The organism is Chlorobium sp. (genome assembly GCF_036528655.1).
Lineage (GTDB): Bacteria > Bacteroidota > Chlorobiia > Chlorobiales > Chlorobiaceae > Chlorobium.
Genome location: NZ_JAIGND010000003.1, coordinates 58,776 through 81,147, shown reverse-complemented (window position 1 = coordinate 81,147; position 22,372 = coordinate 58,776). Strand labels below are relative to the sequence as shown.

Sequence of the window (22,372 nt, the reverse complement as noted above, 5' to 3'; positions counted from 1 at the left end):
AAAAAAAGTTTTTCAATTTGCAATTGTTAATTGTAAATTGAGCGTTTAGCCGTTCAATTTCAGAACCCGGTTATTACACCGGAAGGAGGTCGAGATGCTGCAGTTCAGGGTCGGCGATGCCATCGTTTACCATAAACCGAAAAGTTCTTTTTGCCCTGGACCGAGGGCGAAGCAGGTATATCCTCTTGCGCATGGCGAGGAGTACCATTACGTGGTTGATAAGTTCTGGAAAGTGATACGGGTGCATAGCGACGGAAAGATCGAAGTTACGACGCGTACAGGAAAAAAACATCTTCTCGAGGCTTCCGACCCCAATATCCGGAAAGCTGATATATTCCAGCATTTTGTATATCGCAAGCGGTTTCCGCAGCTTCCGGATACGGAAAGACAACGTTAACTGAACCCGTCATCAGTTCTCGTCACTCTCTCCTGCGGGTTCTGTTCCCGCTCGAAGATGGCAGGCCTGCGTGTCATACCAGAGAGGGGTGTCGTGGCGAAGCATGCTGATAACAACCTGAAATTCCGCCGGCTCCCTGAATACCCGGTTGTCGATCAACTGGTTATCGGAGTCGTAGAAGGCTATGCGGCCTTCGTGTTCGGCCAGGTCCCATCTGCTGTAGTAACTCGAAACGAGGATGTTTGCCATACTGTACCGTGTTTGCCTGTTTCGGTAGGCGGCATGAGAGTTCCGGATATCGATACCAGGTTCTCTTTCGAGCCGCTTTGCGTGTATCAGGGTTTTCTGAAAATCGCTCCTCTCTGAACCGCCCAGTCGGCAGTAGCCGTTTTTCCGGACGGCAGAACGGTTTCCGGGGTGATCACGGCATTGTTCAGATTGGCGTCCATCATGGAGGTATCTTTGAGCACCGCGCCCGAGAGGTCGGCTTCTTCAAGGTCCGCATCGAAAAGCGACGCTCCGGTAAGGTTCGCTCCCCGCAGATTTGCCTCTGAGAGCATTGCGCCATAAAGGTTTGCCCCTGTCAGATCCGTGCCGCTGAGATCAGCTCCTTTCAGAAAGGCCCGGTCGAAGTTCGCTTTATGCAGCTTTGCGCCGTGCAGTTTCGCCCCCTTCATATCGGCTTTCTGGAAATTCGATCCGCTGAAGTCGCCATCCTCCATAACCGCATCGTCAAGGTTGGCATCCTCGAAGTCAGATCCTGCCATTGCGGCCTTTTTGAGATTTACCCCTTTGAGTTCAGCATCTTCAAGCTTCTCTGCTTTAAGGACAACAGGCATTTCCGGGTTCTGTTGCCGCATGTCGTTCCAGGATTCCACATCTGCTACCAGCAGTTCCTGCTGTTTTGCCCGATTCTGACTTGCGGGCTTTACAGTTTGTTCGGGGTTTTGAGGTGCAGGCGCCGTCAGAAAAACAGGTTCGGGATGCACGGCATAGACGGGAGGCGCCGATTCGGGTTCGCGTACGAAGCGTGCATTGCGAATCGATGCCCAGCTTCCGGAGGCTTTTTCTCCGGACGGAGTTATGGTATTGTTCGATACAAGGGCTCCGTTCAGGTCGGCCTTATCGAGAAAGGTGGCCCCCTTGAAGTTCGAGCCTTTCAGATTGGCGTTCTGCAGACTGGTTTCGAACAGTACTGTGCCCGAAAGATTTGCCTGGGAGAGGTCGGCATTTTCCAGAATGGCCCATCGCAGGTTCGCGCCCTGAAGATTTGCTTTCCGTAAGGATGCTCCTTTCATGAAGGAGTTTTTCAGATTGGCCTTGACGAGCGTCGATTCGTCGAGATCAGTTTCTTTCAGGTCGGCTTTTTTTATGAATGCCATGGACAGATCAGAGCGTTGCAGATTCGCCTTGTCGAGGTTTGCTCCGCTCAGTTCCGCTCGTACGAGCGATACATTGCTCAGGTTCGCTCCCTTGAGGTTCGCGTCGTCAAGTTTCGCTTTTTTCAGGTCAACGAAAAGCGATGGATTCGACTGCCGAAGCGCTACCCATTCGCCGCGCTTGTTCATGAGCATCCGTAGCGCCTCGGGGTCGGCCGCGTAGCCTGTTGATGCGCTGCCGCAGCTTGCTGCGAGCAGGAAGATGCTTAAAACCGATCGGTACTTGTTCATTCCGGGACATGCGATTGTTGCAGGCCGTTCCGTGTGCCGGGCACTCAAGGGCAGGCTGCGAGGTGATGAAAAGGATAAACCGCAGACATAAGAGCGAGCTTTATGTGAAAAGTAATGAAAATGCCTTTAATAAGGGAAACTTTCTTCGTCATGAGCAGGTTCATTATTTATACATATTTAAAATAAAAGAATGTGAAAGTATATCCGGAGTTGCTGATCATGAAAAAAGAGTCGTTATATACAGGAAAAGTCCTTGTTGCCGGTGCGACAGGAAAAACAGGGCAATGGGTGGTAAAGCGTCTTCAGCATTACGGTATTCCGGTTCGGGTTCTCGTAAGATCGGCAGAAAAGGCGGCCCGGTTCGGCGATTCGGTTGAGGTTGTTACCGGCCATGTGCAGAACACTGAAGAAGTGGCGGCTGCCGTAAACGGATGTGATGCGGTTATATCCGCTCTTGGTTCAAGCTCTGTTTCAGGAGAGGCCTCTCCTTCGGAAGTCGATAGAGACGGCGTGATACGTCTTGCGGACGAGGCGGCAAAAGCAGGTGTCAGGCATTTCGGACTTGTCAGTTCCATTGCCGTAACGAAGTGGTATCACCCGCTCAATCTTTTTGCGGGAGTGCTTTCAATGAAGTATGCCGGCGAAGAGCATGTAAGGGAGGTTTTTGCGAAAGAGGGAAGGAGTTACACCATCGTACGTCCAGGAGGATTGAAAGATGGCGATCCTCTGAAGTTCAGGCTTCATGTCGAGCAGGGCGACAGGCTGTGGAACGGGTCGACAAACCGCGCCGATGTAGCGGAGTTGCTTGTGCTTTCTCTCTGGAACCGGAAAGCGAAAAACAAGACCTTCGAGGTGATCAATGAGGAGGAAGAGCCTCAGGAAAGCCTTGAAGGTTATTATGAGAAACTTGCAGGCTGAAGAAAATAAGAAAAGCCCTCCTGTTTTCAGGAGGGCTTTGTTAAGATGATGGCAAGGAACTCACATACAGTGAGATTTTCAGTCGTCGAAGCGGCTCGTTATTTCCTTTTGAGGCACCGCGTATCCGGATACATCGGGAGACGATCCGCGAAGACCCGCGGATGTTCCTCCCCCATAGAGATGTGGATAGGCATTGGCGCCGAGACGTTTGGTTGTTTTTCCGATATTTTCAAGGGCGTCGCCAACCACCCACCAGTGTCCGTCGATGAATACTTCCAGAAATCTTCCATATGCTTCTGCGCCCTGAACAAATGCTCCTGAATAGTTAGCCATGGTTTCTTTCTTTCAAATGATTTGGTAAGGCGTTTCTGTGCATTTAAAGGAAGGTATGAAAATAATCAGCCAGGTCAAAGGGTTTTTTCGTCATGCCTTGCCGCTCTTTATTCTGATAGTCAGAAGATCGGCAGCAAGCGTCGCAAGGATGTTGATCAAGACTGCTATGAGAATATACCATGTCCATGCAATGCCGTAGAGCTTGAGCACGAATACGATGGCCATGCTTGCAAGCAGTCCGAAGGCAAGGCTCGCCGGATGATAGTTTCGTTTTGTTCTGGAAAGCAGGAAAAGTCCCAGCAGCCCGCCGTAAGTGAACGATGCGATTTCCAGTCCCATCATGATGATGGCGTTGTCGCTTTCGTCGAACATGAGTGCGATGCAGATGAGCACAACCGCCCAGCCTGCGCTGATGATTTTCGACATACCGAGCGACGCCTTGCCTCCAAGCAGGTCGGTGACTGTAGATGCCGCAAGTGAGTTGATCGATGAGGAGATCGTCGACATGGCTGCAGAGAGTATGCCGGCAAGCAGGATACCCTTAAGTCCGGAAGGCAGGTAATTGACGATGAAGTTCGCGAATTCGCGGTCTTTTTCCTGCGGAACTTCCTGCATGAACAGGTAGATCAGCGAACCTGCAAGCAGAAAAATCATGAACTGAAAAAAAACGAATAATCCGCTGCCGATCAGAGCCTTTCGCGCTGAACAGAGATCGCCGCAGCCAAGCGCCCGTTGCACCATCATGTAGTCGATGCCGTGAGAGGCAAACGACAGGAATATGCCGCCGATGAATGCGCTGCCGAAGCTCATGGGGTTGAAGAAGATGTTTCCCCCGGTGTCGAGCATGGTGAGCTTTCCGGATTCGGCAAGCGCAGCAAGGATTTCCGGCATGCCGGACTCGAGGTGCAGAAGAATAAAGATAATGGTGACGAATCCGCCAAGAAGATAGAGTCCGAACTGGATGCTGTCGAGCCAGACTACGGTTTTCAGTCCTCCGGAGATGGTGTAGACCAGCGTGACGATGCCGATGATCATGACCGAGAGAGGCAATGACCATCCTGTAACGACCTGAACGACAACCCCTGTGGCGAGGAAGCGTACTCCGTCGCCAAGGATTCTTGTGACGAGAAAAATAACCGATGCGAGTTTCTGCATACCGGTGCCGAACCTGGTGCCGATCACTTCATAGATAGAGGTGACGCCCTGTTTGAAATAAACCGGCAGGAGCAGGATGCTCACAAGCAATCTTCCGAAAATGTAGCCGAGCGGGAGCTGCAGGAACGTCCAGTCTCCCCGGTAGGCAAGGCCAGGCACGCTGACGAAGGTAAGTACCGAGGTTTCCGTGGCGACGATCGAGAGCATGGCTACGATCCATGGCAGCTTTTGGCCGCCGAGGAAGTAGTCCCCGGTGTTTCTGTTGCTTCTGGCCTGCCAGAGCCCAAAAATAATGTTGGCGGCCAGGAATAAGACGATGATCGCAATGTCGGGTGCCTGCATGGATAATCTCGGTTGATGCCGTTAGCGGTAGAGATGATACTGTTCTTTGGAGGTCAGGAACGCCGTTTCGTCCTGCTGCCAGGAAGCGATGATTGAGGATGCTTCTTGACCGTCGACTATCGCCTGGCGGATAGCGCCGTTTCCGGCAAGCAGGTCGAATGCCGGTATGGTGTCGTTGAATTCGTAGACCCCTCCGAGAAACTGCAGATCGCCGGGATAGAGATGACGGAGCGCAACGGTCAGTGCGACTGCGGCTGCAAACGGACGGAATTGTCCATGGTCGGCTATATGCAGCCAGAGGCCTCCGATCGTCTCTCCCCGAAATTTATGGAATGTGGGTTTGAACCATGTTGGCCGTAGATAAAGTCCTTTGAATTCCGTCGCCATGCACGCTTCAAGCAGATGGTACGGGTTGATGAACGGTGCTCCGAAGAGCTGGAACGGCGTGGTTGATCCCCGTCCCTCCGATACGTTCAGTCCTTCGAAGAGGCACATGCCGGGATAGACTGCGGCAGTTTCAACAGTCGGCATGTTCGGCGATGGCAGCACCCAGGGAAGTCCGGTTTCAGGAAAAAGCATGGAGCGGTTCCATCCCTGCATCGAAAGGACGGTGAGTCTGATATCGAGCTTTTTCCAGTCGCGGTAAAGCAGCGCAAGTTCGCCGGGAGTCATGCCGTGTCGCACCGGAACGGGAAAGATCCCGACGAAGGAGCGATACTCCATATCGAGCATCGGCCCCTCCACGGTCGAGCCTCCAAGCGGGTTCGGGCGGTCGAGCACCATGATTTCAAGATCCCTGCCGACTGCCGCTTCCATGAAAAGGGCAAGCGTATTGACATAGGTATAATATCGGGAACCGACGTCCTGGATATCGAAAAGTATCAGGTCGAGATCGTCGAGTGCAGTGCTGTCGGGGATGAGGGTATCGGAGGAATTGCCGTAGAGGCTTACCAGTTCGATATCCGGTATCGGCTGATGCCCGACGGCGATCTGGTCCTGTTCAGTTGCGAAGAGACCGTGTTCGGGAGAGAAGATTTTCCTTATGTTCAACCCTTTTTTGCGGAGCACGTCCCATGAGTACCGGAGGTCCGGGGTGACCGATGTCTGGTTGACGATCATGCCGACAGCCCGATTCCGGAAACGATCGATGTTATCGAGGAGTATATCGAGGCCTGTTGCTACCATGGTGAAAGCCGGTTTTCCTGTTATTGCGGGAGAAAGACGCTGTGATGCCGGTCCCGGATGCAGTTGCTGAGGAGTTCTCCTTCCTCGACCAGCGCACCGGGAAGCAGAACCGTGTTTACAACGACAGCGCCCTTGCCGATAATGCAGCCGGGTCCTGCTACCGATCTGACGACAGTTGCAGAAGGCGAGATCGACGCATCCGCGGAAATGCGATGTGGTTCGATACCGATGATGTCGCGTATTCCTGGAGAAAGCCTTTCCGGAAGCATATTCAGGCCGGTGTTGGCATTGAGATAGTTCCAGGGTGTTCCGATGTCAATCCACGAACCGGTATGTCTGAAGGCGCCGAGTCCGCCGTGCTCGATCAGTCCGGTAAATCCCGTATCGACGATGCTTGAAAACTCTTCTTTCAGGTGACGGAATATTTCCGGACTCAGGATGGCCGTTCCGGTGTAGATAAGGGAAGAGTCGAGACCGGTGTTGCGCATGTTCCGAAAATCCATGACCTGGCCGTTTTTGACCCCCACGTTGCCTATAGTCGCGGCCTCGGGCGTTTCATAGAGAGCGAGAGTGCCTGACAGACCAGATTCCCGGTGGCGGTTTATGAACGATGCAAAGTCGATATTGGTGACGATATCGCTGTTTATAAGGAGAAAATCTCCCTCATCGAGCAGTCGTTCGCATTTTTTTAGGCCTCCGCCTGTGCCGAGTATGGTTTTTTCTTCCGAAAATGATACGGCGAGCCCTTCGAGTGCGAACGATTCCATGCTGCTGCGGATTTCCGAGGCATGATGGTGGATGTTACAGATGATCTCGGTAATGCCGGCTTCTTTGAGCAGCGCGAATGTGTACAGAATGGCCGGTACGTTCAGCAACGGCATCAGCGGTTTGGGCAGATGGAGAGTGAAGGGGCTGAGCCTGGTACCGAAGCCGGCGGCAAGGACGAATGCTTTCATCGGATCTGTCGTGCGTCTATAAGCGGCATGAGGAGCTTGCCTGCTTTTTTCAGTTCAGCTCTTTGTGCGATATAATCGGGAAGATAGGCCAGTGTCGGAGCAATAGAGTGTTCGTACTGCGTTTTATTCAATACGGCGGTCTGGTAGCAGAAGGTGCCGATGGCTTTGATGTTTCTCTGGAAGGCCATAAGGTCGAACAGGTAGAGATACTCGTCGAAGCTCGTTGTAATGCAATTCCTGTCCGCAAGTGCGCGGTAGTGGAGAGTTTTCAACTCTTCGGAAAGCACCCTGTCCAGGGTGACGTATGAATCGCGGATAAGGGAAACCGCATCGTATTGCGCCAGACCCATCCTGGCATCCTGAAAATCTATGATGACCGGTCTGCCGTCCCGGATCATGATGTTACGGCTGTGAAAATCGCGATGATTGAGCACGAACTGTTCCGGTTTGACAAGTATGTCCGTAATCGATTCGAACTCGATGCGAAGCAGGCTCGCATCGTTGCGGTCGAATGACCCGGAAAAATAATTCAGCAGGGCGTGCTCGATGAAAAAATCGAATTCCAGCATCAGCTTTTCCCTGTCGAAAGCAAGATTGAACGGTACTTTTCCAGCCTCTCCCGTAATCGACTGGATGCGGACGAGAGCGTCGATAATATCGCGATAGAGATCGGCAACAGCTTCTCGGCCCGAAACGTCTGCCAGATCCTGAAGCTGGATCGTTCCGCAATCTTCGAGCAGGAGCAGGCTTTTTCGTGCATCGACGGCAAGCACTGCCGGAACGGGCAGGTTATGCGCGGCAAGGAGATCGTGCATAACAAGAAACGGGTACTCTGAAATGCCGGCGCATTCCTTAAGCAGCGGATCATGACAGGCGATCATGCTGCCTTCCTGCCGGAGGATTCGGTAGTAGCGGCGCGTTGATGCGTCACCCTGTACCGGTGTTATCGCGAGCTGCAGCCGTTCTTCGGGTTTGAAAAAGCTGCGGATGTTCTCTTCTATAGTGACGTCCATAATGAACATTGTCAATAAAGCGTCAAGCCGTGACCGATCAGCAGTATCGCCTCAATCCGGGCGGCCATTCATGACAAAAAAAAAGCACCTTATCCCGATATGGAATAAGGTGCTTCAAGTGTTAAGCGCTTGCTTATTTCTTCGGTGCGATAGCCGAGGAAACGCTCTGCAGCACCTGTGTGGCAGTGTTGGCAAGGTTGCCGATCAGGTCGGTTGCGGTTTTAGCGAGAGGCTCTGCAACGTTGGTGATCACTTTCAGGCTGTTGTTCATGAGGTCGAGCTGCAGCTGAAAAAGCTTGCCGGCGGTTTCAACAAGGTTGTTGACGGCGCCCTGCACATCGATGTTTGATCCGTTTGACATGATGTTGTATGGTTTGTGTTTTGGAAAATGTTTTAAGGGAAAATATCCGTAAACGACATCGCCCTGTTACGTTTCCCTGAAACTAATTAATTTTCCAATGATGAGCAAATAAAAAAAAGGCAGGAAACCTTGAAAGATCAATGGGTTAGAACGTCGGTAAACGGCGTGGCTTTGCGGATGATCAGGTCGCGGCGTTTGATGCGGCCTATCCCGCATTTTTCGGGCCCGAATTTTTTCCGATGAACCTGTTCAGGAGCAGCACTAAAAAAATGCCGCTGATGAAAAATGCAACGGGAGCCACGATTGTTGTGTAGTTGAATGATTCCTGCATGATAATTAGTTGCGTGATTCGGATGAAGGCGGCCTGCGGCTGCTGGAATTGAGTGAATTATAACAAAAATCCTGTAAATCGAAAGGGCATGACGCATCGACCGATACCGTCCCCATGTTTTCGGCATTTCGTTGGGAACTCTTGAAATAGCGTTACTGTTTCAAAACAGGAAATTCTTATCCGTCATTTTATCCGATTGATCAGTTATGGAGGTTGTTGGAAAAAGCAAGGCAAAGGTGATTCTGGAGTCATGTCTGCATGAGTCCACGTTATATTTCGGAGATCATACCAAAATCATCAGGTGCAATCCGTATTGCACCAATGTTCTTCATCTTAAGGAGCTTGGTCTGTTCCAGTGGGTTTTTCAGGTGAAGGACCCGAGAAACAATCCTATTACCGCCATATTTTTTGTCGAACAGCATGAAGAGCCGCTCGATCATCACTCTCCTTCACCTGCGCTTCATGGCGCACAAGGCTATTCTGCCGCAGCGGCCAGATGCATCAGATGGGTCAATGCGAAAGAGGTTCCGCAGCTCGATATAGATAACAATCATACCTTCGTCGGAAAGGCCAATACCCGGATCTGTCTCTACCATCTTGAAGAAGGGAAAACCGAAGTGCATTTTGAAACCGATATAGCTCTCGATTTTACTCTCACCTTCCCGCTCAACATGATGCCCGAGGGCATCCTGAAATTCATGAGCGAAGCCATCATGTCGCAGATCATGCAGCAGGCTACCGAAAGCATGCTCTGCCAGGTACAGGCCGATCTCTGCTGCTCGGATGCCGAACTTGCCGTACAGGGCGGAAAGCGCTGAACGATTCCGGATTTTGCTTTTTTCCTTTTTTTGTATACCTTCTATACCCCAACCCCGTATAGGTATCAGAAAGGTCGGGGCGAAATCGTTATTATTTCTAAATCCCGGATGCATATGGATGATGTGATTCTGAGACTCAAGAAGGTTGCCGGACAGGTCGAGGCACTTGTCAGGATGATCGACGGAGGGGAGGGTTGCGATAAGGTCATTATTCAGTTCCAGGCAGCGAAAGCCGCGCTTGACAAGACCTATTCGCTTGTGCTCGAAAGAAGCCTCAAGGAGTGCATGAGTCATAACGAGTCGGAAAACGTGGGGAAGATTCTCAAACTCATTTCAAAACAGTAGAATACCATGAAGCTATACCAGGCATTGGCCGGTATCTGCCTTTTCGGAGCGCTCTCCGCTCCGGCCGGCGCGGTTGCCGGCAACAGGACCGTCAGGCTTTCGCTCGACGAGGCTTTGCACATGGCCCGAGAGAATAATTATACCATCAAGGCTGCCCGCAGCAGGGTAGATCAGGCTGATGCGAAGATCATGCAGACCCGCCAGTCGTACCTGCCGAAAGTGACGCTTTCGGAAACCGCAGTGGTGACGAACGATCCCGGCGCGGCGCTGGTGTTCAAGCTGCAGCAGAACAGCATACTGAATACCGATTTCGACGCTGCAAAACTCAATGACGCGTCAACGATAAACGATTTCAATACCTCGCTTCAGGTGATGCAGCCGATCTACAATGCAGATGCGGCAATAGGGCGCAAGGTTGCCTCGACGGCGAAAAAGGCGCAGGAGTTCATGGCTTCGAGGACTGAAGAGTCGATTGCGCTGCAGGTCAGCAAGGTTTATTACGGGCTTATCCTTGCAAGGAAGAATATCGAGTCCATAGAGCAGTCGATCGTTGCCATGCAGGCGCACAGCCGGGAGGCTGGCAAGGCATACAATGTTGGTCTTCTGCCGAAATCCGACAAGCTCTCGACCGAGGTCAGGCTTGCGGAACTCAACGAGCAGAAGCTTATGCTGCATGATGCGGCGCGGAATGCTACAGATGCGTTGCGGGCGATGCTTAACCTTGAACAGGATGTTGCGGTCATTCCGACCGGGGATTTCGTGATCGGCAAGGGTGCTCCCGATGTCGATGAAGCGCGTGTTCCCGAGAGCCGGGGAGACCTCATGGCCATGCAGGCTTTCCGGGAAGTCGCAGAGCAGCAGGAGGATATGGCGCGCGCATCGCGGCTTCCGCGGGTGAACGGGTTTTTCCGTACCGATCTGCACAGCGACAATATTTTCAGTGGAGGTTCAAGCTGGGCAATGGGAGTAAACGTGCAGTGGGATATATTCGATGGTATGGCTTCTGAAGGAAAGATCCGGGAAGCCAAAGCTATGGAACTTGAAGCGAGGTACTCTTACGAAGCGGCTAAAAACGGAAGCCTTGCGGAAATCAGGAAAGCCGCTCGCGAAATGAAAACTGCCAAAGCGAGAATCGCCGTTGCGCAGCAGGCGCTCACCGAGGCCAGAGTCAGTCTCGATTATATCAATGAGCAGTTCAAAACCGGTATGGCCATGACCTTCGAACTGCTGATGCGCGAGGGCGCCTATACCTATGCAAAGCTTCGCCTCAACCAGGCCAGGCACGATTACTGCATAGCAAGGAGTGAACTCGATTATTTCTCGGGCAGGTAACCGCCTGTCAGGCATCCAGTCAACTTACCAGATGGAGATTTTCCAGTATGGGCATCAGACCGACCATTCTTTTTATTATAGCCCTGGTTCCAGGCCTGCTCACCGGGTGCGGCAGAGAGGATCCGAAGCCTGCTGCCGGCAGCGCACCATCGCCGACTCCGGTTGCGGTTCAGAGCATCGTAAGCATCGAGAAAGGTTCGGATGCTTCAGGCGCTGTGCTGATTGTGCCGAAGGAGGCTGTTTTCAGCAAAGGGCCGCTCACCGGCGTCTATGTAGTCGACGCCAGCGGCAGGATTTCTGAACGATGGATCGCCACGGGTCATGCAAGTAACGGATCGCTGGTTGTTATCAGCGGTCTTGATGAAGGCGAAAAGGTTGTCGGGCGCTACCGCCCGGAGCTTCGGGAAGGTATGATCGTAGAATAGCAGTTTCAAGAAACAAAGAAGGTTCAGACCAATGAATGAAGGTATAGCAGGCAGGCTCGCCAGGCAGTTCATCAATTCGAAGATTACGCCGCTTCTGATGGTGGCGGCACTTATGGTCGGCATCATCGCGACTTTCATGACGCCAAGGGAGGAGGAGCCGCAGATCGTGGTTCCTATGGTCGATATCTTTATCCCTTACCCGGGAGCGCAGCCCGGGGAGGTGGAAGAGCGGGTGTCCAAGACGTTCGAGCGTTCGCTTACGGAAATACCCGGCGTGGATTATGTTTATTCCACCTCGATGACTGATATGTCGCTCGTTACGGTTCGTTACGACGTCGGCGCCGATACGGAAGAGAGTATGGTCAAGCTCTGGACCGCACTTATGAAAAATATGGACAGGATGCCGCAGGGCGTTCAGATGCCGTTGATGAAAAAGGTGGCGATCGATGACGTTCCTGTGCTGAACCTCACCTTCTGGAGCAGGAGCAAAGATCCGTACGAGCTCAGGCGTATTGCTCTGCATGCTGCAGAACAGATCAAAAAAGTCGAAAATATCGGCGATGTCGAGATAAAGGGAGGCCAGAAAAGGCAGATACGCGTGCTGCTCGACAAAGAGAGGCTTTCCCGGTACAATGTCACTCCTCTCCAGATCGCCAGGCAGGTACAGGCGGCTAACGTCCAGCTGACCGCAGGAGATTTCAGGCAGATGAATGAGGAGATCATCGTCAGGTCGGGACGCTTCCTCGATAGCGCCGAAGATGTCGGCAGCATCGTTGTCGGCGTTTACGGAGCTTCGCCGGTCTACCTTCGGGATGTAGCCTCCATTACCGATGGGCCTGAAGAGGTCGGCAACTATACGTTTTTCGGCTGGGGGGCTGCATCTGCAGAGAACGAGTCCGGCGAGTATCCTGCCGTTACCCTGACCGTTGCAAAACGGAAAGGCACTGATGCAACTGCACTTGCCGAAAAGGTCATTGCTCGCCTGGAGGGAATGAAGGGCTCGGTGATTCCTGCCACAGTGACCGTTACCGAAACCAGAAATTACGGAGAGACGGCTTCGGAGAAAGTCTTCACCCTGCTCGAACATCTCATAGGTGCAGTGGTTGCCGTTACGGTTGTTGTCGCCCTTTTCCTCGGATGGAGAGGCGGTCTGGTTGTCTTCGCCTCGGTGCCGATAACCTTTGCCCTCACTCTTCTGGTCTATTATCTTTTCGACTATACCCTGAACAGGGTGACTTTGTTCGCTCTTATTTTCGTTACAGGTATCGTTGTCGACGACTCCATCATCATAGCCGAGAATATTCACCGTCATCTTTCGATGCGCAGGATGCCGAAACTCCAGGCTTCGCTTGCTGCTATCAGCGAGGTCGGCAATCCGACCATCCTCGCGACGCTGACCGTTATCGCTTCGGTGCTGCCCATGGTTTTTGTGTCGGGCCTGATGGGGCCGTATATGAGTCCGATGCCTATCGGGGCCTCGCTGGCCATGATTTTTTCGCTTTTCGTCGCGCTCATAGCAACGCCCTGGCTGTCTTACCGTCTGCTTAAAGCCGAAGACGGGCACGCAGGGGAGGAGTACGATATCAGGAAGTCCCTGTATTTCCGGTTCTATGAAAAAATTCTGATGCCGTTTCTCAACAACAGGCTGATGGCGTGGGGTGCCTTTCTGTTTGTCGGTCTTCTGCTTGCCGGTTCCATACTGATGATTCCGCTCAAAATGGTTCAGCTGAAAATGCTTCCGTTCGACAACAAGAGCGAGTTCCAGGTGATCATCGATATGCCAGAGGGCAGTGCGCTCGAGAAGACGGCAATGGTTGCCAAGGAGATAAGCGCATACCTCAGTACCGTTCCTGAAGTGGAGAACTACCAGTACTATGCCGGCACGAACGCTCCGATCAATTTCAACGGCCTTGTCAGGCACTACTACCTGCGCCAGAGCCCGAATATGGCGGATATCCAGGTGAACCTCGTCCCCAAAGAGCAGCGCAAGCTGCAGAGCCATGATATCGCCAAGCGAGTTCGGCCCGAAGTGCAGAAGATTGCCGCCCGGCACGGGGCCAACGCCAAAGTTGTCGAAATTCCTCCGGGACCTCCGGTTCTGTCGACTCTCGTGGCCGAAATTTATGGCCCTTCGCTGAAAGAGCAGATCGCTCTGGCTGAAGAAGTGAAGAAAATTTTCGGCGAAACACCCGGAGTTGTTGATGTGGACTGGCTCGTAGAGGAAGACCAGCAGGTTTACGACCTCGTTGTCGATAAACAGCGGGCGGCATTCAGAGGTGTTACCACCGAACAGATCGTTCAGACACTGCGCATGTCGCTCGATGGGGTTGAGGTCGGCCTTCTGCATGACGAAGAAGCCCGCGAACCTGTTTCGATACAATTGCGTCTGCCGCGCGCCGACAGAACTTCACTGAAGGATCTTTCAGGAATATTCGTCCAGTCGCAGGGCATGGGCAGTCTGACATCGAGGCTTCGTGCCGGACAGATGATTCCTCTTTCCGAACTTGTGACCATAAAGGAAAAGGTTCAGGACAAGAGCGTCTACCGAAAGGACCTCCATAGGGTCGTCTATGTAACGGCTGACGTTGCGGGCATTACCGAAAGCCCGGTTTATGCCATGCTCGAACTCGACAAGAAGATCATGCAACTGAAGACGCCCGGCGGCTATTCGATCACGCCGCTCTATACGTCAATTCCTGACTCGGAGGATCAACTTGCCCTCAAGTGGGACGGCGAATGGCAGATAACCTTCGAAGTGTTCAGGGATCTCGGTACGGCGTTTGCCATAGTACTTGTTATCATCTATCTTCTGATTGTGGGATGGTTCCAGTCGTTCAGGACTCCCATCGTCATGATGATAGCCATACCTCTGAGTCTTGTCGGTATCGTTCCCGGCCATTTCATTCACGGGGCATTCTTCACGGCCACCAGTATGATCGGCATGATCGCCCTTGCCGGCATCATGGTGCGAAACTCGGTGCTGCTCATTGATTTCATCCAGCTGAGGATTCAGGAAGGGGTGGAACTCAAGCAGGCGGTGGTCGAATCCGTTGCGGTACGAACCAGGCCCATTATTCTTACGGCAGGCACCGTTGTGATAGGGGCGATCGTCATTCTTTTCGATCCGATTTTCCAGGGACTTGCCATATCGCTGATGTGGGGAGCGTTACTGTCGACGATTCTTACGCTTGGCGTCGTTCCTCTGACCTATTATATGATAGAAAGAAAGAGTTACGAAAAAAAGACCATCAAGCAACAGTAATCCGGAGGGTAACCATGAAGTTTCTGGCGATAATGGGGCATGAAGAGACTCGTCCGCAGGTAAGGGAGCTTTTCAGGAAATTCGAGGTGCTGATGTTCAGCAATATGTCCATAAAGGGATGCTATTGCGACAAGGGGGTGACTCCTCAGTCGTGGTGGCCTTCCGACAAGGGGGTCGGCTCATATTCTTCGCTTTGTTTTGCCATACTCGATGACGGCAAGGCTGATGCTATCATCCGGGAGCTTGAAACCAATCCCATTGCCATTGAACCCGGTTTTCCGGCAAGGGCCTTTGTCATGAACGTGGAAAAAATCATCTGAGGGATCCATGCAGGTTACACAGTTCCGTACAGGAGGCGACCGAAATTTCTGCTACCTTGCCGTTGATGCAGCGACAAGGGATGCGTTCGTCGTCGATCCATCCTATGATCCCGCCTCGATCGTCCGTCATGCCGAGGCCGAAGGTGGGGTCATCCGCTACATATTCTGCACGCATGGCCATGAGGATCATATAAACGGCAACGCGGAAATCAGCCGCCTGACAGGCATCAGACCTCTGCTTTTCGGAGATATCTGCCCGGTCACGGGCATCAGGGTCGAGGACGGCGCGGTTTTTCCTGTTGGCGCATCCTCTCTTCATATCATCCATACTCCCGGCCATACGCCCGACTCCATCTGTCTTTTTTCCGGGAATGCGCTGTTCACCGGCGACACGCTTTTCATTGGCAAGGTAGGAGGTACGGTTTCCGATGACGCAGCCCGTCTGGAATATGATGCCCTGCATCGTCTTCTGCGCGAACTTCCGCCGGATACCATTGTTTATCCCGGGCACGACTACGGGTTGAAGCAGTTTTCGACGCTTGCCGCAGAAGCTTCTTCGAATCCCTTTCTGCTTCAGCCGGACTTCATTTCGTTCCTCTCGCTCAAACGCAACTGGGCGGACTACAAAAAAGCGCACGGCATAAAATAATTTTTGGTTCATTCCGGACGATTTTTATATTCATAAGTTGCTTTTTTTGCGCTTTCGATTGCGCAGGGCCATCCTTCCTTTTTCAGACTTTTCAGATATAGTAGGGGCACTCATCGTGAGTTGCCTTTTTTCCAATAACAGTGGGCGCTTTGTCCTTTTTTCAAATCAGAGGAATTTGCTATGGATCAGCTTATAACACTTCGGACTCTACCGGTATCATCCTTGATGCAGAAGGATTTTCAGACGATCAAGGGCAGCTGTACGGTTGCCGAAGCCTTGCAGATCATGAAGCGTACCCAGCAAAGCGGCCTGGTTGTCGAGCCCCGTAACGAAGACGACTGTTACGGTATCGTCACCGAGAAGGATATTCTCGAAAAAGTGATCGATCCGGGCGAAGACGTGCACCGCGACCCCTGGAATACTCCGGTGTTCCATATTATGAGCAAGCCTATCATCAGCATAAATCCCGCTCTCCGGGTCAAGTACGCTCTCCGGCTTATGAAGCGTACCAATGTCCGGCGTCTTACCGTTATGGAAAACAACAAGGTTATCGGCGTACTGAACATGACCGATGTGCTTCAGGCAGTCGAAGAACTTCCCGTCCACGACGACCATATAGCGTTGTAAGCGCCCGTTCATCGATCAGTCTCTCCTCTTTTATTCAAGAGACACCCATTCAATCTGCAGGGTACTGCCGTTTGCTGCCCTTCTTACATTCACTGAATCTGTTTTACAGCTTCATAACGCGATAAGAACGTATGAAACCATTTGATATTGTTATCGTCGGAGGCGGAGGCGCCGGATTGTATGCGGCGATGGAGGCCATGAAAACCAATCCGGCGCTCAATATTGCCGTGCTATCGAAAGTCTACCCGAACCGATCGCATACATCGGCAGCCCAGGGGGGAGCCAATGCCGCTCTTGCAAATAAGGCCAAGGACGACACGGTTGAACTGCACATATTCGATACGATCAAGGGCAGCGACTACCTTGCCGATCAGGATGCAGTGGATATACTCTGTTCCGAAGCCCCGAAGATCATCCGGGAACTTGACAATATCGGTACGCCGTGGTCGAGGCTCGAGGACAATACGATCGCCCAGCGGCCTTTCGGCGGCGCGGGACGTCCCCGCTGCTGTTACTGTGCCGACAAGACCGGCCATACCATCCTCCAGACGCTCTACGAACAGTGCCTCAAAAAAGGCGTTTTTTTCTTCAACGAATATTTTGCGCTCCAGCTCTCTCTTCATGACAGCCGCATGAAGGGTCTGATCGCCATGAACATGAAAACCGGCAAGATAGAGGCTTTTCCTGCACGGACGGTGCTTTTCGCAACTGGTGGATACGCCAAGATGTACTGGAACCGGTCAAGTAATGCCGCCGGAAACACCGGCGACGGTCAGGCAATCGCGTACCGGGCCGGAATTCCTCTGAAAGATATGGAGTTCGTGCAGTTTCACCCTACAGGGCTGCGCAAGAGCGGGCTTCTCGTTACCGAAGGCGCGCGCGGAGAGGGGGGCTATCTCATCAATGCGCTCGGTGAACGGTTCATGTCGAGGTATGCGCCTGAAAAGATGGAGCTTGGGCCCCGGGACCTCGTATCACGTTCCATAGAGACGGAGATTCTTCAGGGGCGCGGATTCGACAGTCCGGCAGGCAAATATGTGCATCTCGATCTTACCCATCTCGGCGCAGACCTCATCAGGTCGAGGCTTCCGCAGATCCGTGAGATGTCGATGTACTTCGAAGGCGTCGATCCGATCGATGAGCCCATTCCCGTCAGGCCCACCGCACACTATTCGATGGGTGGCATCGATACCGACAACTATGGCAGAACCGTCATGGATGGTGTCTATGCGGCAGGCGAATGTGCCTGCGTGTCCGTGCACGGAGCCAACAGGCTCGGCGGCAATTCGCTGCTCGATATTCTCGTGTTCGGCCGCATTGCCGGACATACGGCTGCGGAAGAGGCGGGAAAATTCGAACCGTCGCCGATTACTGCCGACGAGATAGCTGATACTGAAGCGCGGTTGCGCAGCTACATGCAGCCTTCCGGCCATTTCGAACGCTACGGAATTCTGCGCGAGGAGCTTGGACAGACGCTTGGGCAGAATGTCGGCATCTACCGCGAAGCGTCGAAGATCAGAAAAGGCGTCGCCGATCTCCGGGAGCTTCAGGAGCGTTTCAGGCATGTTCGCGTAAACGATATGAGCGACGTGTTCAATACCAATCTCATGCAGGTGCTCGAACTTAAAAATATGCTCGATCTTGCCGAAACGGTCGCGGCGGGAGCTCTTGCGCGGGAGGAGAGTCGCGGATCGCATACGCGCACCGATTTTCCGCAGAGGGACGATGAGAAGTGGCACAAGCATACCGTAGCTACCATAGACGGCGATCGCGTGAAGCTGGGTGAGAAGCCGGTGACCATGGGCAGGTATGAACTGCAGGAAAGAACCTATTAACAACTACCCGATATGACAGGAGATAAAGAAACGCATACTGAACAGAAAAGAGATATTACCCTCAGGGTGCACCGTTTCAATCCGCAGGTGGACGGCAAACCGTACTTTGACGACTATACCATACAGGTTGAAAAAGGTATCACGGTACTGCGTGCTCTCAACTACATCAAGGAGCATGTCGATGCTTCGGTGAGTTTCAGGGCATTCTGCCAGGCAGGCATCTGCGGTTCATGCGGAATGCGCATCAACGGAATTTCGAAACTGGCCTGCACAACCCAGGTATGGGATGAGCTTGACAGGTGCAAGGAGTCGGGCGTAATCAGGATCGAGCCGCTGCGCAATATGCCGCTCATCAAGGATCTCATAGTCGATATGGATCCTCTGGTAGACAAAATGAAACATTACTCGAACTGGGTCGTTTCAAGCATGCCCGAATCCCGGATGGGCATCAAGGAGTTCCTGGTTTCGGAAGAGGAGTTCCAGAAATACGACAAGGCTACGGACTGTATTCTCTGCGCTTCCTGCGTTTCGGAATGTACGATCCTTCGTGCCCACAAGGAGTACGTATCTCCGGCCATACTGCTCAAATCCTATCGGATGAACGTCGACAGCCGCGACTCCATTCATGATACCCGACTTGGCGAGCTGGTGAAAGATCATGGCGTATGGGACTGCACGCACTGCTACCGCTGTCAGGAGACCTGCGTGAAGCATATTCCCATCATGGACGCCATTCACGGCATCAGGGAGGACGCTCTCGAAGTCCGGGGCGTCAAGGACTCCAGCGGAGCCAAGCATGCTGAGGCATTCATGGCGGATATCGAGAAGAAAGGCAAGCTTGTCGAGGCAACGTTGCCCATCCGTACGAACGGTATGGCCTGGACATTGCAGAATCTGCTGCCCATGGCTATGAAGATGATCATGAAGCGCAGGACGCCGCCTCCCCCCCCTCTTGTCAAGCCGGCAAAAGGCATTAAAAAATTCAGGGAGATGTTCAGGGAGATGACGGAGCATGTCAGGGCGGAACAGAAGTCTCATAAAAAATAACCGTGGAGAATCGCAGTATGAAGAGGTATGCCTATTACCTGAGCTGTATCAACGAGTCCATGACCAAAGAGGTGGACCGTTCCATCGATCTCTGGCAGAAGGATCTCGACATCGAGATGGTGAAGCTCCATGAAAGCACCTGTTGCGGCGGCAGCAACCTTGATTATGTCAGTCCGAAGCATTTTGCGCTGGTCAATGCACGCAATATCGCTCTGGCCGAAAAGCTCGGTCTCGACCTGATCGTATCCTGCAACACCTGCCTGATGACCATTCGCACTGCGAAGAAAAAACTCGACGAATCTCCGGAGTTGCGCAGCGAAGTCAACGATATTCTGAAGAAGGATGGTCTCGAGTACAAGGGTACGTCGAATGTGCGCCATCTGCTCTGGGTGCTTGCCGATGACGTGGGATTCGAAGCCATCAGGGAGAAAGTCAGGGTGCCGCTGAAAAATTACCGGATAGCACCGTTCTACGGTTGCCATATTCTCCGTCCATCGACCGTGCTCGGAAAAGACGATCCGCTTGAACCAAGTACGCTTGACATGCTGATCGAAGCGCTCGGAGGTACAGCCATGCCATATGAACATAAAAACCGCTGCTGCGGATTCCATACGCTGCTGGTTGCCGAAGAAGAGTCGCTCAATGTGGCCGCCGAAGCGCTTAAAGAGGCTATCGATATCAAGGCGGATTTCATCGTCACACCATGCCCGCTCTGCCATACCGTGCTTGACGGTTATCAGGCCAAAGCCCTCCGGCAGGCCAGCGTCCGCAGCTCGATTCCTGTTTTTCATCTGTCGGAAATGGTGGGACTGGCCCTCGGCTATTCAGAAAAACAGCTTGGCATCAAGAGACACATTGTGAGCTGAGCGGAGCGGTGGTGTTTTTGATCCGTGCCGGCTATGCGGTTTATCACTACCGTTTTCAAATAAGGCTAAAAAAATGTAGCTTTGCACTTTGAAAAAAACGACCGAGGCAGGCAGTTCCGGTTGCTTGAGCGGATACATCTGTTTTTATAACCTTTCAACTATTGCATTGCATGCTCAAAAATGATCTTTTTCTTCGGGCATTGAAGCGTCAGCCATGTTCGCGTACGCCAATCTGGGTGATGAGACAGGCAGGTCGCTATCTGCCGGAGTACCGGGCTGTCAGGGAAAAAACCGACTTTCTCACACTGTGCAAAACTCCTGAGCTGGCTGCCGAAGTAACCATTCAGCCCGTTGACCTGATGGGTGTCGATGCTGCGATCATCTTTTCCGACATTCTTGTGATCAACGAAGCCATGGGCATGAACGTCGAGATAATCGAGACGAAAGGCATCAAACTTTCACCGGTTATCCGCAGTCAGGCAGATATCGACAAGCTTATCGTTCCCGATATCGACGAAAAGCTCGGTTATGTCATGGATGCGCTGCGTCTCACCAAGAAGGAGCTCGACAACCGCGTGCCGCTCATCGGTTTTTCCGGTGCCGCATGGACGCTTTTCACCTATGCCGTGGAAGGCGGGGGTTCAAAGAACTACGCTTTTGCCAAAAAAATGATGTATCGCGAGCCTCAGATGGCCCATCAGCTTCTCAGAAAGATCACTGAAACGATCAGTGCCTATCTTCTGAAGCAGGTCGAAGCAGGTGCGGATGCGATCCAGATTTTCGATTCATGGGCAAGCGCGCTTTCCGAGGACGATTACCGTGAGTTCGCGCTGCCGTACATCAAGGAGAATGTGCAGGCAGTCAAGGCCAAGTATCCGGATATTCCGGTCATCGTTTTCTCCAAGGACTGCAATACCATGCTCTCCGATATTGCCGATACCGGCTGCGACGCCATGGGGCTCGGCTGGGGCATCGATATCGCAAAGGCTCGCAAGGAGCTGAACGACCGCGTTGCCCTGCAGGGCAATATGGATCCTACGGTGCTCTACGGAACCCCGGAAAAAATAAGATCCGAAGCTGCAAAAATCCTGAAGCAGTTCGGTCAGCATACCGCGACCTCGGGCCACGTCTTCAATCTTGGACACGGCATCCTTCCTGACGTCGATCCGGCGAACCTGAAGCTGCTTGTAGAATTCGTCAAGGAAGAGAGCGCAAAATATCACTAAGTACCGCTTCTGTTTTCATCTTTACTGAACTCCGTCTGATGCTGCTCGTCAGGCGGAGTTTTTTGTTTATGTTCAGGAAACAAAGGCTGCCAGTCAGCGCCGGTTTGCCAAATCATAACGGATGCGAGGATTATGGCGGAAAAAAGAACGTTCAGAGATATCGCCCGGCATATCATTTTCGACAGCAATACCGTCCCGTCAAAACTCTTCGATCTTGGATTGATAGGAGCGATTACGCTGAGTGTGCTGGTTGTCATGCTCGACAGCGTCGAGCCGCTTCATCGAGCTTACGGGAGAGAACTCCTCATGCTTGAATGGGGATTCACGCTGATTTTTACCGTCGAGTATCTGCTCCGCCTTTACGTTGCCTCGTCCCGATTGCGTTATGCCCGAAGCTTTTTCGGGATCATCGACCTGCTGTCCATACTGCCGACCTATTTCAGTGTGTTCATGCCGGGCGCCCAGTACTTCCTGGTCATGCGGTTTTTCCGGGTGTTGAGGATTTTCAGGCTCCTCAAGCTTGTGACCTTTGTGAAGGAAGCCGATTTCGTGACGGCTTCCATACGGGCTTCGGGCCGGAAAATCATGGTGTTCCTGTTCTTTGTGCTGGTGATGGTATGTATCGTGGGTTCCCTCATGTACATGATAGAAGGTCCGGAAAACGGCTTCCGCAGCATTCCCGAGGGCATTTACTGGGCAATCGTGACCGTGACTACCGTAGGTTACGGCGATATCTCGCCGCAGACGGTTTTGGGTCGATTCCTTGCAGCGATCCTGATGATCGTTGGTTACAGCATTATCGCCGTTCCTACCGGAATCGTTTCAGCTGAAATGACCTCAATGCAGAAAAAGCGGGGTCAGAAAAAATTCTGCCCGAACTGCCCTATTGCCCGGCATGACGACGATTCGATCTATTGCCGGTACTGCGGCGGACTGCTTGTCAGCAGCCCTCGTTAGGC

At 52.5% G+C, this 22,372-nt stretch carries 24 protein-coding genes; 15 read left to right on the top strand and 9 right to left on the bottom strand.

Annotation, left to right across the window (positions count from 1 at the left end; translation table 11 throughout):
- The first annotated feature begins 94 nt into the window (after positions 1-94).
- Positions 95-397: a hypothetical protein gene (locus K4305_RS00495; protein ID WP_331560360.1), complete on the top strand. Its 303-nt coding sequence runs from the start codon at positions 95-97 to the stop codon at positions 395-397.
- A gap of 12 nt (positions 398-409) precedes the next feature.
- Here the strand turns inward: K4305_RS00495 and K4305_RS00490 are convergent, their stop codons facing one another.
- Positions 410-646 carry a hypothetical protein gene (locus K4305_RS00490; protein ID WP_331560359.1) on the bottom strand — a complete coding sequence of 79 codons (237 nt, stop codon included), beginning with the start codon at positions 644-646 and terminating at the stop codon, positions 410-412.
- Between the two features lie 86 nt (positions 647-732).
- Positions 733-2,067, bottom strand: a complete 1,335-nt coding sequence (locus K4305_RS00485) for a pentapeptide repeat-containing protein (protein ID WP_331560358.1) — start codon at positions 2,065-2,067, stop codon at positions 733-735.
- Positions 2,068-2,286: 219 nt separating this feature from the next.
- Between K4305_RS00485 and K4305_RS00480 the strand changes: the two genes are divergently transcribed.
- Complete coding sequence (locus K4305_RS00480) at positions 2,287-2,985, top strand: SDR family oxidoreductase (protein ID WP_331560357.1); 699 nt, start codon at positions 2,287-2,289, stop codon at positions 2,983-2,985.
- Between the two features lie 78 nt (positions 2,986-3,063).
- On the opposite strand, the gene K4305_RS00475 is transcribed toward K4305_RS00480, so the two are convergent.
- The 7 genes from K4305_RS00475 to K4305_RS00445 form a co-directional block, all read right to left on the bottom strand.
- Positions 3,064-3,318 carry a bacteriochlorophyll c-binding family protein gene (locus K4305_RS00475; protein ID WP_331560356.1) on the bottom strand — a complete coding sequence of 85 codons (255 nt, stop codon included), beginning with the start codon at positions 3,316-3,318 and terminating at the stop codon, positions 3,064-3,066.
- A 90-nt stretch (positions 3,319-3,408) separates the two neighbouring features.
- Positions 3,409-4,815: a sodium:solute symporter gene (locus K4305_RS00470; RefSeq protein WP_331560355.1), complete on the bottom strand. Its 1,407-nt coding sequence runs from the start codon at positions 4,813-4,815 to the stop codon at positions 3,409-3,411.
- A 21-nt stretch (positions 4,816-4,836) separates the two neighbouring features.
- Positions 4,837-6,000 carry an exo-beta-N-acetylmuramidase NamZ family protein gene (locus K4305_RS00465; protein ID WP_331560354.1) on the bottom strand — a complete coding sequence of 388 codons (1,164 nt, stop codon included), beginning with the start codon at positions 5,998-6,000 and terminating at the stop codon, positions 4,837-4,839.
- A 20-nt stretch (positions 6,001-6,020) separates the two neighbouring features.
- Positions 6,021-6,956 (bottom strand): sugar phosphate nucleotidyltransferase, encoded by a 936-nt coding sequence (locus K4305_RS00460; protein ID WP_331560353.1) that lies wholly within the window; start codon positions 6,954-6,956, stop codon positions 6,021-6,023.
- Positions 6,953-7,969, bottom strand: coding sequence for an aminoglycoside phosphotransferase family protein (locus K4305_RS00455; protein ID WP_331560352.1), 1,017 nt, complete (start codon positions 7,967-7,969; stop codon positions 6,953-6,955). Before K4305_RS00455 ends, K4305_RS00460 begins: the two co-directional genes overlap by 4 nt.
- A 133-nt stretch (positions 7,970-8,102) precedes the next feature.
- Positions 8,103-8,330, bottom strand: a complete 228-nt coding sequence (locus tag K4305_RS00450) for a chlorosome envelope protein B (protein WP_331560351.1) — start codon at positions 8,328-8,330, stop codon at positions 8,103-8,105.
- Positions 8,331-8,467: 137 nt separating this feature from the next.
- Complete coding sequence (locus K4305_RS00445) at positions 8,468-8,788, bottom strand: hypothetical protein (protein WP_331560350.1); 321 nt, start codon at positions 8,786-8,788, stop codon at positions 8,468-8,470.
- 79 nt (positions 8,789-8,867) lie between these two features.
- Here K4305_RS00445 and K4305_RS00440 point away from each other — a divergent pair, with 79 nt between their 5' ends.
- From K4305_RS00440 to K4305_RS00380, 13 genes are all read left to right on the top strand, one after another.
- The gene (locus K4305_RS00440; RefSeq protein WP_331560349.1) at positions 8,868-9,479 is read left to right on the top strand and encodes a DUF1997 domain-containing protein; all 612 of its coding nucleotides are present in this window, start codon (positions 8,868-8,870) and stop codon (positions 9,477-9,479) included.
- Positions 9,480-9,593: 114 nt separating this feature from the next.
- Positions 9,594-9,824: a metal-sensitive transcriptional regulator gene (locus K4305_RS00435; RefSeq protein ID WP_331560348.1), complete on the top strand. Its 231-nt coding sequence runs from the start codon at positions 9,594-9,596 to the stop codon at positions 9,822-9,824.
- A gap of 6 nt (positions 9,825-9,830) precedes the next feature.
- Complete coding sequence (locus K4305_RS00430; protein WP_331560347.1) at positions 9,831-11,156, top strand: TolC family protein; 1,326 nt, start codon at positions 9,831-9,833, stop codon at positions 11,154-11,156.
- Positions 11,157-11,203: 47 nt separating this feature from the next.
- The gene (locus K4305_RS00425; RefSeq protein ID WP_331560346.1) at positions 11,204-11,581 is read left to right on the top strand and encodes a hypothetical protein; all 378 of its coding nucleotides are present in this window, start codon (positions 11,204-11,206) and stop codon (positions 11,579-11,581) included.
- A 31-nt stretch (positions 11,582-11,612) separates the two neighbouring features.
- Positions 11,613-14,843, top strand: a complete 3,231-nt coding sequence (locus K4305_RS00420; protein ID WP_331560345.1) for an efflux RND transporter permease subunit — start codon at positions 11,613-11,615, stop codon at positions 14,841-14,843.
- Between the two features lie 14 nt (positions 14,844-14,857).
- Complete coding sequence (locus K4305_RS00415) at positions 14,858-15,163, top strand: hypothetical protein (protein ID WP_331560344.1); 306 nt, start codon at positions 14,858-14,860, stop codon at positions 15,161-15,163.
- Between the two features lie 7 nt (positions 15,164-15,170).
- Entirely contained in the window at positions 15,171-15,812 is a 642-nt protein-coding gene (locus tag K4305_RS00410; protein WP_331560343.1) for a hydroxyacylglutathione hydrolase family protein, read from the top strand.
- A 180-nt stretch (positions 15,813-15,992) separates the two neighbouring features.
- Positions 15,993-16,439, top strand: a complete 447-nt coding sequence (locus K4305_RS00405) for a CBS domain-containing protein (RefSeq protein ID WP_331560342.1) — start codon at positions 15,993-15,995, stop codon at positions 16,437-16,439.
- A gap of 131 nt (positions 16,440-16,570) precedes the next feature.
- On the top strand, positions 16,571-18,274 hold the full coding sequence (locus K4305_RS00400; RefSeq protein ID WP_331560341.1) for an FAD-binding protein: 1,704 nt from the start codon (positions 16,571-16,573) through the stop codon (positions 18,272-18,274).
- Between the two features lie 12 nt (positions 18,275-18,286).
- On the top strand, positions 18,287-19,321 hold the full coding sequence (locus tag K4305_RS00395) for a succinate dehydrogenase/fumarate reductase iron-sulfur subunit (protein WP_331560340.1): 1,035 nt from the start codon (positions 18,287-18,289) through the stop codon (positions 19,319-19,321).
- 17 nt (positions 19,322-19,338) lie between these two features.
- The gene (locus K4305_RS00390) at positions 19,339-20,187 is read left to right on the top strand and encodes a CoB--CoM heterodisulfide reductase iron-sulfur subunit B family protein (RefSeq protein WP_331560339.1); all 849 of its coding nucleotides are present in this window, start codon (positions 19,339-19,341) and stop codon (positions 20,185-20,187) included.
- Positions 20,188-20,357: 170 nt separating this feature from the next.
- A complete protein-coding gene (gene hemE / locus K4305_RS00385; RefSeq protein WP_331560338.1) occupies positions 20,358-21,413 on the top strand; it encodes a uroporphyrinogen decarboxylase in 1,056 nt (351 codons plus the stop codon).
- Between the two features lie 132 nt (positions 21,414-21,545).
- Complete coding sequence (locus K4305_RS00380; RefSeq protein ID WP_331560337.1) at positions 21,546-22,370, top strand: ion transporter; 825 nt, start codon at positions 21,546-21,548, stop codon at positions 22,368-22,370.
- Positions 22,371-22,372 lie beyond the last annotated feature (2 nt).

Excerpts from the sequence above, each read along its gene's own strand:
- K4305_RS00495 (WP_331560360.1), top strand. The coding sequence starts at position 95 with ATGCTGCAGTTCAGGGTCGGCGATGCCATCGTTTACCATAAACCGAAA.
- K4305_RS00490 (WP_331560359.1), bottom strand. The coding sequence starts at position 646 with ATGGCAAACATCCTCGTTTCGAGTTACTACAGCAGATGGGACCTGGCC.
- K4305_RS00485 (WP_331560358.1), bottom strand. The coding sequence starts at position 2,067 with ATGAACAAGTACCGATCGGTTTTAAGCATCTTCCTGCTCGCAGCAAGC.
- K4305_RS00480 (WP_331560357.1), top strand. The coding sequence starts at position 2,287 with ATGAAAAAAGAGTCGTTATATACAGGAAAAGTCCTTGTTGCCGGTGCG.
- K4305_RS00475 (WP_331560356.1), bottom strand. The coding sequence starts at position 3,318 with ATGGCTAACTATTCAGGAGCATTTGTTCAGGGCGCAGAAGCATATGGA.
- K4305_RS00470 (WP_331560355.1), bottom strand. The coding sequence starts at position 4,815 with ATGCAGGCACCCGACATTGCGATCATCGTCTTATTCCTGGCCGCCAAC.
- K4305_RS00465 (WP_331560354.1), bottom strand. The coding sequence starts at position 6,000 with ATGGTAGCAACAGGCCTCGATATACTCCTCGATAACATCGATCGTTTC.
- K4305_RS00460 (WP_331560353.1), bottom strand. The coding sequence starts at position 6,956 with ATGAAAGCATTCGTCCTTGCCGCCGGCTTCGGTACCAGGCTCAGCCCC.
- K4305_RS00455 (WP_331560352.1), bottom strand. The coding sequence starts at position 7,969 with ATGGACGTCACTATAGAAGAGAACATCCGCAGCTTTTTCAAACCCGAA.
- K4305_RS00450 (WP_331560351.1), bottom strand. The coding sequence starts at position 8,330 with ATGTCAAACGGATCAAACATCGATGTGCAGGGCGCCGTCAACAACCTT.
- K4305_RS00445 (WP_331560350.1), bottom strand. The coding sequence starts at position 8,788 with ATGCCGAAAACATGGGGACGGTATCGGTCGATGCGTCATGCCCTTTCG.
- K4305_RS00440 (WP_331560349.1), top strand. The coding sequence starts at position 8,868 with ATGGAGGTTGTTGGAAAAAGCAAGGCAAAGGTGATTCTGGAGTCATGT.
- K4305_RS00435 (WP_331560348.1), top strand. The coding sequence starts at position 9,594 with ATGGATGATGTGATTCTGAGACTCAAGAAGGTTGCCGGACAGGTCGAG.
- K4305_RS00430 (WP_331560347.1), top strand. The coding sequence starts at position 9,831 with ATGAAGCTATACCAGGCATTGGCCGGTATCTGCCTTTTCGGAGCGCTC.
- K4305_RS00425 (WP_331560346.1), top strand. The coding sequence starts at position 11,204 with ATGGGCATCAGACCGACCATTCTTTTTATTATAGCCCTGGTTCCAGGC.
- K4305_RS00420 (WP_331560345.1), top strand. The coding sequence starts at position 11,613 with ATGAATGAAGGTATAGCAGGCAGGCTCGCCAGGCAGTTCATCAATTCG.
- K4305_RS00415 (WP_331560344.1), top strand. The coding sequence starts at position 14,858 with ATGAAGTTTCTGGCGATAATGGGGCATGAAGAGACTCGTCCGCAGGTA.
- K4305_RS00410 (WP_331560343.1), top strand. The coding sequence starts at position 15,171 with ATGCAGGTTACACAGTTCCGTACAGGAGGCGACCGAAATTTCTGCTAC.
- K4305_RS00405 (WP_331560342.1), top strand. The coding sequence starts at position 15,993 with ATGGATCAGCTTATAACACTTCGGACTCTACCGGTATCATCCTTGATG.
- K4305_RS00400 (WP_331560341.1), top strand. The coding sequence starts at position 16,571 with ATGAAACCATTTGATATTGTTATCGTCGGAGGCGGAGGCGCCGGATTG.
- K4305_RS00395 (WP_331560340.1), top strand. The coding sequence starts at position 18,287 with ATGACAGGAGATAAAGAAACGCATACTGAACAGAAAAGAGATATTACC.
- K4305_RS00390 (WP_331560339.1), top strand. The coding sequence starts at position 19,339 with ATGAAGAGGTATGCCTATTACCTGAGCTGTATCAACGAGTCCATGACC.
- hemE (WP_331560338.1), top strand. The coding sequence starts at position 20,358 with ATGCTCAAAAATGATCTTTTTCTTCGGGCATTGAAGCGTCAGCCATGT.
- K4305_RS00380 (WP_331560337.1), top strand. The coding sequence starts at position 21,546 with ATGGCGGAAAAAAGAACGTTCAGAGATATCGCCCGGCATATCATTTTC.